Annotated in this window: 11 protein-coding genes; 5 read left to right on the top strand and 6 right to left on the bottom strand. The window is 35.3% G+C overall.

Annotated features, from left to right (window positions below; genetic code table 11):
• Positions 1-2 precede the first annotated feature (2 nt).
• From IPZ78_RS04140 to IPZ78_RS04120, 5 genes are all read right to left on the bottom strand, one after another.
• Positions 3-3101, bottom strand: a complete 3099-nt coding sequence (locus IPZ78_RS04140) for a SusC/RagA family TonB-linked outer membrane protein (protein WP_225551672.1) — start codon at positions 3099-3101, stop codon at positions 3-5.
• 412 nt (positions 3102-3513) lie between these two features.
• Positions 3514-5013, bottom strand: a complete 1500-nt coding sequence (locus IPZ78_RS04135) for a RagB/SusD family nutrient uptake outer membrane protein (RefSeq protein WP_225551671.1) — start codon at positions 5011-5013, stop codon at positions 3514-3516.
• A 17-nt stretch (positions 5014-5030) separates the two neighbouring features.
• The gene (locus IPZ78_RS04130) at positions 5031-8204 is read right to left on the bottom strand and encodes a SusC/RagA family TonB-linked outer membrane protein (protein WP_225551670.1); all 3174 of its coding nucleotides are present in this window, start codon (positions 8202-8204) and stop codon (positions 5031-5033) included.
• A 422-nt stretch (positions 8205-8626) separates the two neighbouring features.
• Positions 8627-10090: a RagB/SusD family nutrient uptake outer membrane protein gene (locus tag IPZ78_RS04125; protein WP_225551669.1), complete on the bottom strand. Its 1464-nt coding sequence runs from the start codon at positions 10088-10090 to the stop codon at positions 8627-8629.
• Positions 10091-10095: 5 nt separating this feature from the next.
• Positions 10096-13317, bottom strand: coding sequence for a SusC/RagA family TonB-linked outer membrane protein (locus IPZ78_RS04120; RefSeq protein ID WP_225551668.1), 3222 nt, complete (start codon positions 13315-13317; stop codon positions 10096-10098).
• Between the two features lie 448 nt (positions 13318-13765).
• On the opposite strand from IPZ78_RS04120, the gene trmD reads away from it, so the two are divergent.
• The 5 genes from trmD to dusB all read left to right on the top strand — a co-directional run bounded on the left by trmD (position 13766) and on the right by dusB (position 18690).
• Complete coding sequence (gene trmD / locus IPZ78_RS04115; protein ID WP_225551667.1) at positions 13766-14443, top strand: tRNA (guanosine(37)-N1)-methyltransferase TrmD; 678 nt, start codon at positions 13766-13768, stop codon at positions 14441-14443.
• Between the two features lie 246 nt (positions 14444-14689).
• Positions 14690-16093 carry an anthranilate synthase component I family protein gene (locus IPZ78_RS04110; RefSeq protein WP_225551666.1) on the top strand — a complete coding sequence of 468 codons (1404 nt, stop codon included), beginning with the start codon at positions 14690-14692 and terminating at the stop codon, positions 16091-16093.
• 164 nt (positions 16094-16257) lie between these two features.
• Positions 16258-16830: an anthranilate synthase component II gene (locus IPZ78_RS04105; RefSeq protein ID WP_225551786.1), complete on the top strand. Its 573-nt coding sequence runs from the start codon at positions 16258-16260 to the stop codon at positions 16828-16830.
• A gap of 5 nt (positions 16831-16835) precedes the next feature.
• A complete protein-coding gene (trpC, locus tag IPZ78_RS04100) occupies positions 16836-17618 on the top strand; it encodes an indole-3-glycerol phosphate synthase TrpC (RefSeq protein WP_225551665.1) in 783 nt (260 codons plus the stop codon).
• A gap of 76 nt (positions 17619-17694) precedes the next feature.
• On the top strand, positions 17695-18690 hold the full coding sequence (dusB, locus tag IPZ78_RS04095; protein WP_225551664.1) for a tRNA dihydrouridine synthase DusB: 996 nt from the start codon (positions 17695-17697) through the stop codon (positions 18688-18690).
• A 45-nt stretch (positions 18691-18735) separates the two neighbouring features.
• Here dusB and IPZ78_RS04090 read toward each other — a convergent pair whose 3' ends face one another.
• Complete coding sequence (locus IPZ78_RS04090) at positions 18736-19242, bottom strand: hypothetical protein (RefSeq protein WP_225551663.1); 507 nt, start codon at positions 19240-19242, stop codon at positions 18736-18738.
• Positions 19243-19253: the final 11 nt, after the last annotated feature.

Raw genomic sequence — 19253 nt, 5'->3', positions numbered from 1 at the left:
TTTTAGAAGTTTACAGTTAAGTTGGCTCCAAATGTCCTAACGGGTGGATTAATCTGCGAAGTTGAAATACCAGCAGCATTACCACTTGTAAAGTTAAAATCAGGATCTTGAAATTTGTTAGTCTTAGGAACCCACAAGAACAAATTTCTACCAGTTAAAGAAACTGCTGCCGATTTAATAAATCCCGCTTGACTTAACAGAGTTTGAGGCAATTGATACGACAAAGCTACTTCTCTCAACCTCCAAGCAGATGCGCTTGTTAAAAAGTTAGTACCTACTGTTCTATATACACCTGTATAAAAATCGTTAACATTTGCTATAGTAACATTTTCATTCGCAATATATTGTCCTGCATTAGCTGGATCAGCATAAGATGAATTAGGTAGCACAAAACGTTCTCTATTATTTGACGCTGAAGCTTCAGAAACACCAGTCCAAGCCATTGCATTTCCTATATCTGCGTATGCATAATGCCCACCTTTATATTCAAATAACGTTGAAAAGTTAAAATTTTTATAATCAAATGAAGGGTTTAAACCGATAATCCATTTTGGCAAAGTTCTTCCATATATTTTAGTATTGGGGTCTGCCGTTGGATAGCCTGTAATCGCATCTACAATGATTCTTCCTTGTGGATCTCGATTGTAATCTGTAGTTTTTAACACATAAGCAGGATGCCCTTTAATTGCATAATTTTGTGCTAAACCTCCAGTTGATACTGCTAACTCATCCAGTCCCTCATAAATCTGAGTCACCTCGTTATCATTATAAGATAAGTTAACTGCAAATTTAGGTTTAAAAGCAGCAGTTGTGTTTGATCTCAATTTCAAATCTAACTCAAATCCCTTATTTATAAAACTAGCTGCATTTACATTCGCTAAGGTATAACCTGTTGCCGAAGAAACAGACACTCCAACGATTTGATTCTCATTTAACGAACGATAAACTGTTCCTTCTAAATTGACACGACCTCCCCAAAATCCGGCATCGAATCCAAATTCAGTACTGCTAATAAACTCTGGTTTAAGTTTTGCATCGTAAGTGGTATTACCCGCAGTAAAACCAGCTAATGAACCGTAAGGAAATCCACTAGCTTGACCAAATGTCGCTTCTAAGGAGTACGGATTGATATCGGCATTACCTGTTTCATTCCATCCACCTCTAAATTTTAAGAAAGTTAAAGCTTCGCCTTTGATTTGAGGTAGTGCATCCGTTAAAACTAAAGCGGCATTGACACCAGGATAGAAGAATGAATTATTATCAATTGGTAATACAGAAGTTTTGTCGTTTCTACCAACAAACTCTATGTTAGCCCAGCCTTTATAATTCAAACTAGCACTTCCATAAATAGAAAACATTCTAGATTCCGACATGCTGGATCCACCTGTCAACTCACCTGTTCTATTACCTGTATTAAATAATTCAGGTACTACCAAATTACTAGCTCCCACAGAAGCATCTCTAGTATTAGTACTCCTCACATAAGTACCTAAAACACCTCCAAGTTTGAAGTCTTCATTTAATTGTTTATTGAAATTAGCAAACAACTCTGATGAGTATCTTCTTGAATAATAAGCACGTTCAGAAACAGTACCTGGGATTAGAGTCGCTCCTCTATTTAAACCATAACTAGTAGGTACTTCTCCTTTTGAAGTTGTATTTTCATCGATCGCTCGTGATGTAACACCACCTCTCCAAGTCACAGACATCCAATCAGTTGGCTTCAAAGTCATTTCCAAATTAGAAAGTAAATCTGTCCTTTTACCATCATTTCTCCAATTATCAATTGCAAAATAAGGGTTAAGGCCGTAATGATTGAAGTAGGTATTGTATTCAGCGTATGGATCAGTCAAAAAGTCCTTATACTTAGTCAACGGAATGTGAGCTGGAGTATTAAAAATCAAGTTCATTAGACCACTATTTAATCCCACATTGTTAGCCGCATTCCATGATGCCATACCCGCATCATTAAAGACACTATAATCCGAGTTAATATAGTTTGCATTTAAGCTAATTTTAAAAATACCATATTCTTTTGCCGTATTTAAACGTAGACCTGTTCTTCTGTTTTTATCATCAGGAACAATACCTTTAACCAAAGCATCTTGAACACTAAAATACACGTCATTAGTAGAATAAGATACATCTGTTTGATAGGTCTTACCCGTATTAAAAAAGTCTTGTCTATCGTTATTGGCTGTATAAGGTACCATTTGAATAGTACCATCTGGCAAAATGTCTCCAATCTCAACCTGACTGCCATCAAATGCAGGACCCCAAGACCAGTTTTCATAACCAGTATATTCGCCATAAGCTCCATTACCAAATTTCTCTTGTAATTTAGGGAAAAATGAAATTTGTGAAAACTGCGTTGATTGACTAAGTGATATATTAGGAGTTGTAGAGCTCTTCTTTGTAGTAACAACAATTACACCATTTCTAGCATCAGGTCCGTAAATTGCAGCAGCAGAAGAACCCTTCAAAACTTGAACATCTTCAATATCATTTGGATTTATTGAAGATAAATAACCTATTGCCGATGGAACACCATCTAACAATAACATTGGGTTGTTATTTCCTGTAAGAGATCTAATACCACGAAGATTAATTTTGATATCTTCAAAAACCCCGTTATTAATTGGTGTAATGTTTAAGCCAGACACCTTACCTTGCAAACCACTCGCTACATTTACAGCTTTAGTCGCCGTTAAAGCCTCCTTGTCTACTTTGGCTGTTGCATAGCCGATCTCCTTTTTCTGCCTCTCAATACCCAAAACACCAGTCACAACAACCTCATCTAATGCTTGATCTCCACCTTTTAATACAATAGAAAGATTTGTTGAATTTCCAATTGATACTCGCTGGCTTGTATATCCTATATACGAGACATTTAATGTTGCACCTGAACTTGCAGAGATTTTGAATCGACCATATCCATCGGTTTGCGTAGCAGTATTAGTTCCTACTACAGAAATAGAAGCCCCACTAATTGGAGTTCCATCCGAAGAGGTAACCAAACCACTCACTTCACGAGTTTGCGCATAAGACATGCTAGTAACACATGCCACTGCAAACATAGTACTGAGTAACTTTTGTTTCATAAGTTATTGTTTTTGTTTAGTAATTGTTAGCGTTGTAGACACAACTTAGTAATCATAAATTCGTATGGTACTATGCAAACATATAAAATATTTTACAAGATTTAACTTTTTTTAACTTTTTTTACGAAAGTTATACGGCAATATATTTTTAAACAAAAAAATATTCAAAAAAGAAAACTCTTTAAAAAAAAAGAATTAACAATAATTCAACAACTAACATACATTTTCATAGAGATATATTTTACACATATAATTAATAATATTAATGAAAAGTCACAAGCCACAACTTTTGCCATTACGTTTTTCACATATCTCATACTAGACTAATTATGTAAAACAACACTAAAACACAAAAGGCGACAACCTAATGGTTGTCGCCTTTTGTGCTAAAAAATTTTATACAAGAACTATTTTAATCGTTTTGTACGATTTCAGGATTTGCATCCAATTCAGCTCTTGGGAATAAGAATTGCCATTTTTCATCGCCAGCATCAACTTTCATCAAATTGCTAACTGATGTTGAAACAAAGTTCGATACTCCATTACGATCCATAGTTTGATTCAAGCGTTTTAAGTCAAAGAATCTAAACCCTTCACCCCAAAGCTCAACTCTTCTATTCACCCAGATTTCTTCTAATAGAGCATTATCTGTTTTAGTAGATTTGATAGCCTGTGCATCTCTTACTTTGACTAGATCAAATAATGCATCTTGCGCTTGAGTAGTCTCTCCTAAACTAGCGTGAGCCTCTGCTAGGATCAAATACATTTCAGCTGAGCGCATTAACGGCACATCTCCTAATGCTGTTCCAGCTGCCTTTACAGCGAATTTTCTAGACATATATTCTTGTCTTGCAAAGTTAGCAGTAGGAAGAGGGAAATTTTCAGCCGTCGGCTTTGGCTCCCACATTTTTTTTCTAATATCTGTAGCAGAAATTAAATTATAAAGTTCAGCATTAATTCTTTTGGGATTTGCACGCATAAATGACGTATTTGCATTATAGGCTATTTGTGCGAAGAATGATCCAAATGCATCATCTTGATCTTGTGTTGGCATTGTTGCCCACATAAATTCACTTAATGAAGCATCATTAAATCCTTTTTGGTAATCTTCAGCAGAAAGTAGAGGAAATGATTTACTATCGATCACCTCTTTAGCGTATTTCTTAGCATTAGTGTAATCCTGCATAGTTAATGCAACACGAGCACGAAGACCTTTAGCGACGAATACATTTGTCAAAGATTTATTTGTACGAGAAGTCACCCCTAAAGATATTGCCTTGTCCAAATCAGCAATAATCACGTCATAAACTTCCTTTACTGTAGATCTAGGAAGAGTCAAATCTTCTGGCTTAAGCACCAAAGGAACTCCCAATTGATCATTTACAGCTTTAGTAGCATCATAACGTTTGCCATAAAATTGAACTAAATACGAATAAGCATAAGCTCTTAATGTTAAAGCTTGGCTTAAAACAGCATCTTTATCCGATTGAGAAGCAACAATATTATCGATATTAGCGATAATTTGATTAACATCTCCAATCATTTTGTAATATGTACGGTAATAATATTGTGTAATATTATGGTTATCAGTACGACCTCCTTGCCAGTTACCTTCGCCAGTAACACCATACCAGTTACCAGTACTAATACCAATATCCTCGCCCATAAAGTCCGCTCCCAACAAGATACCCGTAATACCTGGTTTATTTTGTAAATTTACAGATACCACATCAGTACGCTCGAACATAAATCTATAAACACCACTTAATGCAGCTTTTGCACTAGTAATAGAACTAAAAGCAACCTCTGATGAAACTTTATCTGTAGGCGATGTTTCTAAATAATCTTTGCTACAACTAGCTGATGTCAACAAAATAGCAGCTGATAATATAGATAGTTTAATTTTTTTCATTGTCATAACTTTAAATATTAAAATGATACGTTAACACCTAAACTGAACATTCTGCTTGGTAAATATGTCGTATTATTTGTACCATCAAAACCTTCTGAAGGATTTAGCCCTTTGCGTTTTGAGAAAATAGCTAAGTTCTCTCCTGTGAAAAACACACGAGCAGCAGACATATCCAACTTATCCAAAACATTAGAAGGTAATCTATAAGCCAAGTTTAAATTACTAATGCTCAAATAAGAAGCATCAATTAACCATCTTGTTGAAGCAGCATTAATATTCACACTATTTGCGGCATCCATTCTTGGAATATCACTAGCAGTATTAGTTGTTGTCCATGCCTTTAAAGCATCCACATGGTATGATTTACCATAACTAGCAGTACCCATTAATCCAGCATATTGGCTATCATAAATCTTACCACCAACTTGGTAGTTAATTAAGAATGACAAAGAGAATCTTTTATAATCGAAGTTATTCATAATTGATCCTGAGAAATCAGGAATAGCAGAACCAGAATACGCAAACTTTGCATTATTTTGATTTGTTACATAATCAACGCCATTTACTGTTCTGATATTTGCAGCGGCAGTTCCATCAACAGGAATATATAGCGCAGAACCATCTGTCGCATCAACGCCCGCATATTGTCTTAACCAAAAGGCATAGAAATCCTTACCCTCTTCTCTACGTTTTGTACCTGATGTAATAACTGGTGTTTGAGAAGGCATTTTTGTAATCTCATTCTTAAAGAATGAAATATTTTTTGTGATTGTCCAGCCAAACCCTTCTTTGCGAATAACATCACCAGTCAAAGACAATTCTACACCTTTATTATACATCGACCCCACATTGCGGAATTGAGAGCTAACAGATGCCGACAAAGGAAGTGGTACTGACATCAATAATTGATCAGATCCTCTTTTGAAGTATTCCAATTCACCACGAAGTCTGTTATTCAAGATCGCAAAGTTCAATCCTACATTAAATGTATTAGAAGTCTCCCATGTTAAGTCAGGATTAGCTAAATTATACAATGAAATACCAGGCATTGAACCATTGTTGTACCCTAGGCTATATAATGCTTGGTAACCATAATACATTCTATTACCATCAGCATCTAATAAATGATTATTACCTACCTGACCATAAGAAGCTTTCAAACGTAAATCATTAACCCAATTTACATCTTGCATAAAATTCTCTTTAGATAATGCCCATGCTCCACCTATTGAGAAGAATGACCCCCATCTGTTATCTTCAGCAAAGATTGAAGAACCATCTCTACGGAATGAACCATCAAAGAAGTACTTTTGATCATAGTTGTATGATCCCTTAGCGAAATATGATTCTATTTTATTTTCGTTTAGGTAACCTGATACTGAACGAGGAGTCACATAGTTTGCAAACTCTGTTATCCCTGATGTAATTTGACCTGTTTTTGATCCCGATCTATATTTATAGCTGTAATCATAATTCTCATGACCAGCGATAGCAGAGATATTATGACTACCTATAGTTTTTTTATACGCTAGTATTTGATTGAACGTATAAGATGTAGTAATTGTATTATCGCTATTGATCAAACCATTATACGACACACCGTCACCAACAGTACTATTGTATGTGTAATCCCAGTTTCTATTCGTTACATCAACACTCACTGATGGTGTAAATGTAAAATCTTTTAAAAATTTGATTTCGATGTATCCGCGACCACCCAATACATTACGTACATTCAGTCTATTGTTCAACAAAGTCTCATATACTACATGACGACCTTGACTAGCACCACTAGGTCTATTTTTCGCTCCTGGATGCATACCATAATCGTAATAGTGCTCACCATTTACTGAGTTATAAATAGGCTCACCTGTGCTATGGTCATAAGCGTGTACTGGATAAATAGAACCTAACCCTCTAATAAAGTTAAACGGATTCACAAAAGAGGCCGCATTTCCTGAAGAAGCATCAGCAGCTAAAGACCCTGTAGATGAAGCAGCAGTAAGGTTTACACCTGTCTTCAACCAATCTTTCACCTGAGTATTAACATTTACACGCCCATTGAATCTTTTGAAATCTGAATTCAAAACATAACCTTGATCATTCAAATAACCTAAAGACACGAAATAATCAGACTTATCCGCACTTCCTGACAAGCTTAGGTTAGCATCTGAACGCTTACCTGCTCTTTGAATTGCATCATACCAATTAAAATCATCATACTTTAATTGTGCATTAGGATTCAATTTTCCAGTTGCATCTAAAATCTCTTTATCAGCAACATTAAACGGATTATATACTAATTCTTTTAAGATATTATTTAAAGCAAATTGGGATGCTGCAGCTTCATTCATAGCCGCTCCTGACGTAGGAAACATCTTTGAATTTTTAATCGCATCAAATACTAATGGATAGTAGTCAAATGTACCTACTGTTTCGTATTCTTGAATTCCACGCTGTGAAACACCTTGAATAAAAGATGCATTTAATTTAGGAGCTCCCTTACCACGCTTAGTAGTGATTAAGATTACACCATTACCTGCACGCGAACCATATAATGCAGCTGATGTCGCATCTTTTAGAACAGAAATACTTTCGATATCGTCCGCATTGATATCACCAATATTACCATCAAAAACTGCCCCATCTACAACATACAATGGTGCACTAGAAGCGTTCATTGATCCAATACCACGTAATCTGATATTCGCACCAGAACCTGGTTGACCATTGCCTGAACTAACTGAAATACCAGGAGCAAGACCTGCTAATGCAGTAGAGACGTTGGTAACTGTACGTTTTTCTAAATCAGCAGAACTCATTGTCGCCATTGAGCCTGTAACCTCAGATTTCTTAGCTGTACCATAAGCTACAACTACCACTTCTTCCAAATCTGTATCATCGGACTGTAATACCACTGTGATAACAGAAGAGTTACCAACATTAATTCGTTGAGTTTGATACCCAATTGACGAGGCTACAATTGTAGAACCTGGGCTTAATGTTAAGGTAAAACTCCCTGATGCATCAGTTTGAGTAGCAGCAGACTTACCAGCTACTGATATGGATACACCAACAATGGGTGCCCCCTCAGGAGTAGTAACCTTACCACTCACCTGACGCTCTTGCGCATACGATACACTTGCAATACAAGCAACCGCGAACATAGTACTGAGTAACTTTTGTTTCATATGTTTAGTAATTGTGTAAAAATTGCATAATTAATTGTAATTAAAACAACTATTATTAAATAATAAGATAAACGCAGACATATAGTCTTGTTTATTGTTTTTAATAATGTTTTTCAATAACCTTTTTCAACAATTAGTAATTGTGACAACAACTCTGTTTAACACTTTTTAACAGAATAGAGGGCAAATCTAAAATATTGAAGTTGTTATTGCAAGTATTTAAATGAAAAAATGATTTCTTTGCAACAACGCAACTATAATAAGTATTACATTACAAATTAGATAAACAACTATTTTACAACAGACATTTTATTAAATAAATAATAGTCAAAATATAATTTTGCTAGTGCAATTCTTTACAAAACAAAAATCCCATGAGGTATTAGCTCATGGGATTATATTTACAAGTATATAATGTAATATTATTGTGGGTTATTAGGCAAAATATCTGGATTTGCATCAACCTCCGCTTGAGGAATCATAAACAAGAATCTATTATCACCTGCCGGAATATTAAATTTGCCGTACGTTGGATGATTAGAACCCACATAGTCTCTTACTACACCCTCGTTAAGGCGTTTTATATCAAACCATGCAAACCCCTCTCCCCAAAGCTCAACTCTTTTTTGAAGAATAATTTCATCGATAAGATCCTTACCTATTTTTGATGACTTCACATATTCACTATCTCTAGCAGATGTAATCTCAAAAAGAACATCTTTGGCTCCATTTTCATTTCCAGATCTAGCTAAAGCCTCAGCTTCAATATAATATAAAGCCGCAGAACGCAGATAGATATAGTCACCAGCTGTTCTATCAACAGTTAAATCCCTAAATTTAAAACTAATATAAGGTCCATATTTATAAGAATCGTTACCTACAGCAAACACAGTGGAATCAGCTCCAGCAAACATTTCTTTACGAATATCTGTTTCCGACATTGCATCAAACAATCTCTTATCAATAGATATGTTTCCACCCTCTGCGTACCCAACATTTGTATTATCAAAGTGTGAGAAAAAATTTGCTACGAATGTAGTTAACTCGGCATTCAAGTCTGCCCCCCACATTGTTTCATTTTGGCTGATATTATAAAAACCATTTTGCCAATCTGACGCAGATAGTAAAGAATAGCCCTCACGCGCTTCTTTTGCTTGAACTGCTGCTTCTGCGTATTTACCCATCTCTAAGTAAACATCAGCTAAGAAAGCTTGTGCGACACTTTTATCTATCATTTCAAGGTTAGAACCTCTTCTGTAGCCCTCTAATGACTCTACCGAAGCTTTCAAATCTGCTTCAATTTGCGCATACACCTCTGCAACTGTATTTCTCTTTGTCGAACGCTCTGCCGCACTAATTGGAACACTCAACTTAGTCTCATTACCAACGAAAGTTGGACCATAAATACGAGCTAACATAAAATGGAAATATCCTCTCAATGCTAATGCTTGACCTCTAATTGCTTTTAGTTCACTATTATCAGTATCCGCAGGCACACTATTCACAATCGTGTTTGCATTTTTAATTTGTGTATAGTAGATGAACCAAGGCATGTGTGCTCTAGAATTTGTCATCACACGACCTGTGTAGTTGTAATTAAAACCACCCCAATTCAAATTGTTCATCATCACATCATGCCCCATTAAATCTAAGACAGACAAGATACTTTTATGTCCAAAATCCTCGTGACCTGCATAACCAGTTATACCGTATGAACGTAAACTACTTAAAATACCTTTCAATGTACCCATTGTAGCTGCTGACGATGACCCCAATTGTTCAGTATTTATTGCTGATTGAGGCTCTACGTCTAAATAATCTTTAGAACAAGAACTTAATAATGCCCCTGCCAAAAGAAAAGTATATATAATTTTATTTTTTCTCATTGTGATTAAAATTTAATGTTTAGACCTAATGAAACACTTCTCAATAATGAATAGCTATTTAATGATAAGCCATTATTTGAAGCGCCACCTAATTGCATCATTCTTGGATCTAAACCTTGACGTTTAGATAACATGAATAGATTATTACCCATTAAACTTAAACGCGCATTTTTGATACCTATTCTTTCGAATGTACTATTTGTCAGATCGTAGTTCACACCTACATTTTCTAAACTTAGGTAGTTAGCCGAAATCAAGAACATATCTGACGTTCCGTATTGAGTTTTATCTACACTAGATAATACTGGCATAGAAGCAGTAGGATTTTCAGGAGTCCAAGTATTGTAAACGTCTTTATGGTAATTAGCACCAGAGCTACCCATACCTGTACCTTCACCGAAGAATCCTTGGTATACATTATCATACACATACCCACCCAGTTGGTAAGCAAAACCTGCGTTGAATGATAATTTTTTGTACGCTACATCAAAACCGAATCCACCATATACATCTGGGTGTGCTGTTTTATCACTCAAGAATTGAGTTGCAGCAGAGTGTGTTTGTGTAGTTGTTTTTTCACCTGTCGACAAACTTGATATAGCATCAGTTTCACCTACAAACCAAGAACCCAATCCCGAAGCATCATCAACACCTGCAAATTCTCTCATGTAATAGGTATAAGCACTTTGTCCTTCGACAAACCTGAAGATACTTGACACAAAAGGTTGAGGCAATCTTGTAATTTTGTTTTTATAATGTGTCGCATTCGCCCACAAATTCACATTCCAGTCATCAGTACGTACCACATCACCGCTAATTGCGATCTCTAATCCAGTGTTTTTCATATCACCGATATTTTTTGAGATAGCTGGAATACCTGAAGACGGTGCCTGAGGGAAATTGTACAACATATCAGATACTTTACGAATGAAGAATTCAGCATCAACATTCAATCTGTTGTTAAATAATCCTAATTCAAAACCAGTATTAAAGTTTTTAGATACTTCCCACTTCAAATCTTTTGTACCTGTATATACCTGACGGATAGACGGGTTACCATCTGCATCTGCAGTGATCTCATACTGATCCATGTATGGCGTGTAATTACGTCCAAATCCGAAATGAGATCTGTGATCCATACTTACATATCCAGGATAGAATAAGTTGTCATTACCTTGCTCACCGTAAGAAGCCTTGATTTTCAAATTAGAAATCTCTTCAATATTTGACATAAAATCTTCATTACTTACATTCCAAGCAGCTCCTAAACCGTAGAAGTTACCCCATCTGTGCTCCGGATGAAAAACAGAAGATCCATCTCTTCTGAATGAAGCATTAACGAAGTATCTATTTGAATAGTTATAGTTTACTTTAGATAAGAAACCCTCTACTTTATATAGATCTTCATAACCATTCAATGAACTAAATTTACTTGCATTAGAAATGAACACTTCGTCAGGAATTACGATATTCGTTTTTGACCCTGAAAGCATTTTGTTTGAATAATCAGAAGTTTCATGTCCAACCATAACGCCCAATGTATGCAAACCAAAGCTCTTATTGAAGTTAAGTAATTGTTGGTTTGTCAACGTTTGACTATTTGTCAATGCATTCGTTATTGTACCTCCATACGCAAATCCATCACCTCCTTCACCTGTTACATATCTGAATCTGTTACCTGATTGATAATCATAACCCAAATTGTACGTGAAATTAAAATACTTCAAAAAGTCAAATGATGCATAACCTCTTAAGCTTACATTTTTATTATCATTATTTTGGATATTTAATAATGTGGTACCATAAGGGTTCATATTAGTACTATAAGGTCTTGATGAAGCTGATCCATCTGGATTAATTGTTTCACCTTTACCCCAATCGTACATTTCTCTTCCATCAGCATTTCTGATAATATTACCTTGAGCATCTCTAGCAAAAATAGGATATATAGGAGCTACACTTCTTGACCAAGAGAATAGGTTTGAATAAGTACCAGAGTCTTTACCTGCTTGAGGATCTTTAGCTTTTGTACCTGCAAAGTTTACATTTGCTCCAACTTTAATAAATTCATAAGGACGGAATTCCACATTTGCTCTAGCCGCAATTCTATCAAAACCAGAATTAACAACATAACCTTCATCATTTAAATAACTACCAGATAAGAAAGTAGAAACTTTATCATTACCATAACCGATATTTAATGAATGCTCGTGACGGATGCTGTTATCAAATAAATAATCACTCCATTTATCTTGGTACATAACTTTCGCATCAGGATTTATAGCTCCTGAAGTTGGATCAACAATTTGATTATTTGCTACATTAAAAATATTAATTCCTAAATCTTTAACTAATCCATTTGTTGCATCATTACGAGAATCTAAATCTGAATTACCACTCACTAAACCACCAAGTCTTAATCTTTGCCATCTTAATTGATAGTATTCAGAAGGATCTTCGATAAAAGCGTAATCCTTAGTTGCTCTTGAATTATATCCTGCGCGAGATTCAAAATTAATATCAACCACATCTTTTCTCTTCCCTTTTTTAGTAGTAATAATGATTACACCATTCGCACCTCTTGATCCATACAATGCATTTGCAGAAGCGTCTTTCAAGAATGACATCTCTTCGATATCTTGAGATGAAATAGAAGCGATATCACCATTAAAAGGAACACCGTCAACTACATACAATGGCTCATTAGAAGATGAAATAGAACCCAAGCCTCTAAAACGAACTGTCGCTGAAGCACCGGGCTGACCTGTTGTCGATTTGATCTGAACCCCACCAACTTTACCTGCTAATGACTGAACAACGTTAGCTGATTGGATTTGCTCCAAATCTTTCGCTTTTAAGGTAGAAATAGACCCTGCAATAGACTCTTTCGTTTGCGTACCATATGCAGTAACTACTACCTCTTCTAAAGCCGTATCTTCTGATTCTAAAACAATAGAAATAACAGAAGCATTACCAACGCTTACACGCTGCGAATCATAACCTATAAAAGAAGCTGATAAAGTTGCACCAGGGCTCACTATCAAAGTAAAACTACCAGACGCATCAGTCTGTGTAGCTATAGTAGTGCCTACAACAGAAATAGAAACGCCACCAATAGGTGTTCCCTCTGCTGAAGTCACTTTACCACTCACTTGACGTTCTTGTGCATACGATGAACTTGCGATGCAAGCTACCGCAAACATAGTACTCAGTAACTTTTGTTTCATGTGTTTATTAGTTATTTTAAATAATTTCTTTTAAAAAAATTGCATATACAACATTTAAGAAGAGTAGTCAAAAAGTCTAAAATCTATTTAATGAATTGTATATATAATACATTTTTCATTAACCTAGATAAGATAAGTAGTTAGTGCAGGGATATTCTGTTTAACATTTTTTAACAGAATGGATAGCAAATGTATAACATAGAAGTTGTTATTGCAAGTTTTTTAATAATAAAACACATTGATTATAATAAATCAATAAAAAGCATTTGATAAATAACAAATACGTAAGTATTAGATTAATTAACATTCATTCGACAAAATAGAGGAAATTCAGAATTTTATTTCGAACAATTCATTATTAACAAAACATTAGCATTTTAAGAAGTTAATTCCAAGTTCTGCTATCTTGACATATTAATTACATTACAATCTTTTCTATCTTTGTATCATGAGATTTGATATCATTACAGTATTACCTTCTTTACTAGAAAGTCCATTTGCACACTCCATATTGCAGAGAGCACAAAAGAAAGGAATATCTGAAATTCATGTACACAACCTTCGCGACTACGCGATTAACAAACAGAAATCTGTAGACGATTACCCTTATGGCGGTGGTTCTGGCATGGTGATGCAAATAGAGCCTTTTGCCTTATGTATTGAAAAACTGCAAAGTGAGCGAGATTATGATGAAATCATCTATATGACTCCAGATGGCACTACGCTTAACCAAGAAATTGCGAATGATCTTTCTACTAAAAAAAATATCATAATACTTTGCGGTCATTATAAAGGAATTGATCAGCGCATTCGAGATATCTTTGTTACGAAAGAAATTTCCATAGGGGATTATGTCCTTTCTGGAGGTGAGCTTCCCGCTGCAATTGTTGTTGATGCTATAGTAAGGTTAATTCCCGGAGTATTATCTGACGAAACTTCTGCATTATCAGACTCGTTTCAAGACGGTCTTCTAGATGCTCCTATTTATACACGCCCTGCAGAATGGAGAGGACATCGCGTACCAGATATATTATTGAGTGGTAATGAAGCAAAAATCAACGAATGGAGAGATGAGCAGCAACTCGCAAGAACACGTGAAAGAAGGCCCGACTTATTAAATGATTAATTAATTACAGTATTTTTTATTTTTTTCTCAATTATTGTTTGAAATTATAAAATTAATTTCAATATTTGTAGAGTAATGAAATCGAATATCACATATCAATTTTCGTGGTGGTCTGAAGCTATAAGCATCGGGTAAGCACATTATTGGTAATTGACATAACATTTTTATTAAATCAACCAAAACCATTAAGCCCGATGTATAATACATCGGGCTTTTTTATTATTATTGATAACTTATTATAAAAATATGAGATACTCATTTAAAACTAATTATAAAAAAATACTGGCAGACACCACCACACCTGTAAGTATTTATCTAAGATTGAGGGATACTTTTCCGAATAGTTTATTGTTAGAAAGTTCGGAATACCATAGTCGTGACAACAATATCAGTTACATCTGTTGTGAATCTATTTCCAGTATAATTTTAAATGAACAAGAATTAACCATTTCATATCCAAATCAACCAAAGCACACAAAAAAAGCAACTGAAATAAACTTAAGAAAAGAAATTTCTGCATTTAGAAACTCGTTTCAAAACACAGAATTACCCAATATTAACATTATTTCCAATGGCCTATTCGGTTATTTCACCTTTGATACTGTTGAGCATTTTGAAGACATCAAATTAACTGCAGAAATCAATGAAGCGAGACAAATTCCATTCATGCAATACCATGTCTACAAATACGTAATAGCTATTGATCATTTTCGAAATGAACTATACATTTTCGAAAATTTACTAGACAATGAGTCTTCAGATTTGGAACGATTAGAATATTTAATTCAAAACAAAAATTTCCCAGAGTACTCGTTTCAAATCCAAGGCGATGAGGGTTCAAATATGACAGACGAGAACTTCAAATCATTGGTTAATAAGATGAAAACACATATCCAAAGAGGTGATGTGTTTCAAATTGTTCCTTCTAGAGGTTTTTCAACCCCATTCTCTGGTGATGAATTCAACGTGTACCGTGCCTTGCGCTCGATAAATCCATCACCGTACTTATTCTATTTCGATTATGGAGACTTCAAACTTTTTGGTTCGTCTCCAGAAGCACAAATCACCATCAAAAAAGGAGAAGCAACAATCTATCCTATTGCCGGCACATTCAAGCGAACAGGCAATCTAGAGGAAGATGAAAAAATAGCCGAATCTTTGAAAAATGATCCAAAAGAATCTGCAGAACATGTGATGCTAGTAGATCTAGCACGTAATGATCTTAGTCGACATTGCCACAATGTAGAGGTTAAATCTTACAAAGAAGCTCAATATTATTCGCACATTATCCACTTGGTATCCAAGGTATCAGGTAAATTAAATGAAAATGCCAACCCATTTGATGTCGTTGGTGACACTTATCCTGCCGGGACTTTATCAGGTGCACCAAAACACATGGCTCTAACGTTGATTGACCGTTACGAAGGTCTACAACGTTCATTTTATTCTGGAGCTATAGGTTACATGGGATTCGATGGTGATTTTAATCATGCGATCATGATTCGATCCTTTTTGAGCAAAAAAAATCTATTGCATTATCAGGCTGGCGCGGGTATTGTCTTAGACTCTGATCCTGAAAAAGAGCTACAAGAAGTAAATAATAAAATAGCCGCTTTAAGAAAAGCCTTACAATTAGCAGAAACAATATGATCCGCCCATTAGAATATTGCACAGAAGTCAGTCATTTTGAGCAGTCACTCGAGACAATTGAAAAGCGTATTGCTGAATTAGAAGAGTTGAAAGCTAAATACACTAAAAAACAAAAAGAATTCATACAGATTGATTCTATAATAAAAAAAGACGCTTTACAGCAGATGAATAAAAATAAAATACTAGTCATTGATAACTATGACTCTTTTACATACAACCTCGTTCATTTACTCCAAGAGCTTAATCAGGAGTATGAAGTAGTACGTAATGACAAATTTGAACTCGCTTACGTGGAACAATTTGACAAAATATTATTATCCCCAGGCCCAGGTATCCCAGAAGAAGCTGGCTTATTGATGGATGTGATTAAAACTTATGCTGCGACAAAAAGTATTTTAGGGATCTGCCTTGGGCAACAGGCTATTGCAGAGGTGTTTGGCGGCAAACTATTTAATCTTCCTAAACCTCTTCACGGCATCTCATCCAACATTATTGTCACAGACAAAGAAGAGAAATTGTTCAAAAATTTCCCTTCCGATTCCAAAATAGGACGTTACCATTCTTGGGCAGTGGAAGAAAAAAGCCTACCTGATACGATCAAAATCACTGCGGTTGACGAAAATGGAATTATAATGGCATTAACACACAAAGAATACGATGTACGTGGAATGCAATTCCACCCCGAATCAGTCTTAACGGATAACGGTAAACTATTAATTGCTAACTGGTTAAAATAAGTACAATGACTATTCTAGACAAAATTGTAGAAAAAAAGAAAATAGAGGTTGCAGAGGCCAAAAACAAGGTGTCAATAGATCAACTGGAGCAATATCCACTTTTCAACAGGACTTGTTATTCACTTAAAGATTCGGTGTCAAACCCTGAACGCACGGGCATTATTGCCGAATACAAACGTGCATCGCCATCAAAAGGTCTCATCAATGGAACTTCAACAGTAAAAGATGTCGTAAAAGGATATCAAGATGCTGGAGCATCAGCCATATCGGTATTGACTGATCCAGACTTTTTCCAAGGTTCATTAGATGATTTGACAGAAGCAAGAGAAGTATTGACAATACCATTACTAAGAAAAGAATTTATAGTTGACACTTACCAGATCGCGGAAGCTAAGGCTTATGGAGCAGACATCATTTTACTAATCGCTGCATGTCTAACACCTGATGAAGTGCAGTCTTTTTCTAAATATGCCAAATCTCTAGGACTAAATGTACTTTTAGAAGTACATAATAAAGAAGAATTGTTACAAAACATTTTTCCAGAAATAGATGCCATTGGAGTTAACAACAGAAATTTGAAAGACTTTTCTGTTTCTTTAGAGCATTCATATGAACTAGTAAATCAGATTCCTGATTCGTACATTAAAGTATCGGAAAGCGGAATATCTGCCCCATCTACGATCAAAGACTTAAAAAGCAAAGGCTTTAATAGTTTCTTAATTGGTGAAAATTTTATGAAAACTACTAATCCAGTATTGGCAATCCGAGAATTCGTAGATCAACTCTAATAAATACTAAGTCAGAGAATATTCACAAATAAAGGGAACTTTACCATAAACATATTTATTTACTTATTTTTGCCAAATGTCAGTGAAAATAGGTGAAAATATTGACCTTGGTGAGTTCCCTTTATTGTTGGCTCCCATGGAAGATGTCAGCGATCCTCCCTTCCGTTACGTATGTAAACAAAGTGGGGTTGATTTAATGTATACAGAATTTATCTCTTCCGAAGGATTAATCCGCGATGCCGCAAAATCTCTTCAAAAGCTAGATATATTTGAGTACGAAAGACCTATTGGTATTCAAATATTTGGCGGTGATATCGAAAGTATGCGCCTATCCGCTGAGATCTGCACTAAAGCTAACCCAGATTTAATAGATATCAATTACGGCTGTCCTGTAAAAAAAGTAGTATGTAAAGGTGCCGGATCTTCTCTATTACAAGACATTGATAGGATGGTCGCAATGACCAAAGCCGTGGTAGAGGCTACACATCTTCCCGTTACTGTCAAAACACGTTTAGGCTGGGACGACAATACCAAAAACGTCTATGAAGTAGCCGAAAGATTGCAAGACGTAGGTATCAAAGCATTAGCTATACATGGACGAACTAGGGCTCAACTCTACAAAGGCGAAGCAGATTGGAGCATGATTCGTGACGTCAAAAAGAATCCACGCATAAAAATCCCGATATTTGGAAATGGTGATGTAGATTCTGTTGAAAAAGCAGCGGCATGGCGCAAAGAATATGAAGTAGACGGTATCATGATTGGACGCGCAGCTATTGGTTATCCTTGGATTTTTAGAGAAATAAAACACTTTTTCGAAACTGGGGAACGACTAGCAGGCCCTACCATTGCTGAACGTGTCGAAGTTTGTAAAACGCACTTAACTAAATCCATTGAGTGGAAAGGTGATAAATTAGGTATTTTTGAAATGCGAAGACATTATTCCAATTATTTCAAAGGCATTCCGAATTTTAAAGAACGACGCATGAAATTGGTTAGTTTATCTTCTGAAAAAGATATCCTCGAAGTGCTCGAGGATATAAAATATAATTTCTCTGAAGAAATGGCTTAAATAAAAAAATCGGAAAAATTACATTTCCGATTTTTTTATTATTTATCAAAATCTATATCCAACACCAATCATCCATTTCCCTGTTACATTTTCTTCAGCTCCATTGGCTCCAAATCGACGAGCTACTCCTCCCCCCAATTCAAATAAAAAGTTTTTCTTCAAAAACCATTTACCTCCTAACCCAAACCCTGCTCCAACCGTTGACACCTCAATATCTTGAGAAGTTTCATAATTATAGTCATTCGACTTCGTAAAAGGAATAAATCCTTCAATAAAAAAACCACTAGCATACTTGCTACCAAAATACATACGTGCAAATGGTGAAATTTGCGTGACATCAATACCATTGCCACCTATGAAACTAATGCCAATCCCATGATCTGCAGACAATAATCTTTCATAACTTACATTAATAATTGGCCCTGCTATTAATGTTATGGGATCTAACAATAGATCATTCTTTCTAAAATTTGAAATTTCACTATTTACCTCTTGAGCATTTGAGCCCATAAATGATATTAAAAATAGTACACAGAATAAAATTCTCTTCATAATAAGGTTTG

Source organism: Sphingobacterium bovistauri, assembly GCF_020295405.1.
GTDB lineage: Bacteria > Bacteroidota > Bacteroidia > Sphingobacteriales > Sphingobacteriaceae > Sphingobacterium > Sphingobacterium bovistauri.
Note: the sequence above shows the minus strand (reverse complement) of the source record. Positions and strands in the feature narration are given on the sequence as shown.

Coding starts and splice junctions, on each gene's coding strand:
- IPZ78_RS04140 (WP_225551672.1), bottom strand. CDS start 3,101: ATGAAACAAAAGTTACTCAGTACTATGTTTGCAGTGGCATGTGTTACT.
- IPZ78_RS04135 (WP_225551671.1), bottom strand. CDS start 5,013: ATGAAAAAAATTAAACTATCTATATTATCAGCTGCTATTTTGTTGACA.
- IPZ78_RS04130 (WP_225551670.1), bottom strand. CDS start 8,204: ATGAAACAAAAGTTACTCAGTACTATGTTCGCGGTTGCTTGTATTGCA.
- IPZ78_RS04125 (WP_225551669.1), bottom strand. CDS start 10,090: ATGAGAAAAAATAAAATTATATATACTTTTCTTTTGGCAGGGGCATTA.
- IPZ78_RS04120 (WP_225551668.1), bottom strand. CDS start 13,317: ATGAAACAAAAGTTACTGAGTACTATGTTTGCGGTAGCTTGCATCGCA.
- trmD (WP_225551667.1), top strand. CDS start 13,766: ATGAGATTTGATATCATTACAGTATTACCTTCTTTACTAGAAAGTCCA.
- IPZ78_RS04110 (WP_225551666.1), top strand. CDS start 14,690: ATGAGATACTCATTTAAAACTAATTATAAAAAAATACTGGCAGACACC.
- IPZ78_RS04105 (WP_225551786.1), top strand. CDS start 16,258: ATGAATAAAAATAAAATACTAGTCATTGATAACTATGACTCTTTTACA.
- trpC (WP_225551665.1), top strand. CDS start 16,836: ATGACTATTCTAGACAAAATTGTAGAAAAAAAGAAAATAGAGGTTGCA.
- dusB (WP_225551664.1), top strand. CDS start 17,695: ATGTCAGTGAAAATAGGTGAAAATATTGACCTTGGTGAGTTCCCTTTA.
- IPZ78_RS04090 (WP_225551663.1), bottom strand. CDS start 19,242: ATGAAGAGAATTTTATTCTGTGTACTATTTTTAATATCATTTATGGGC.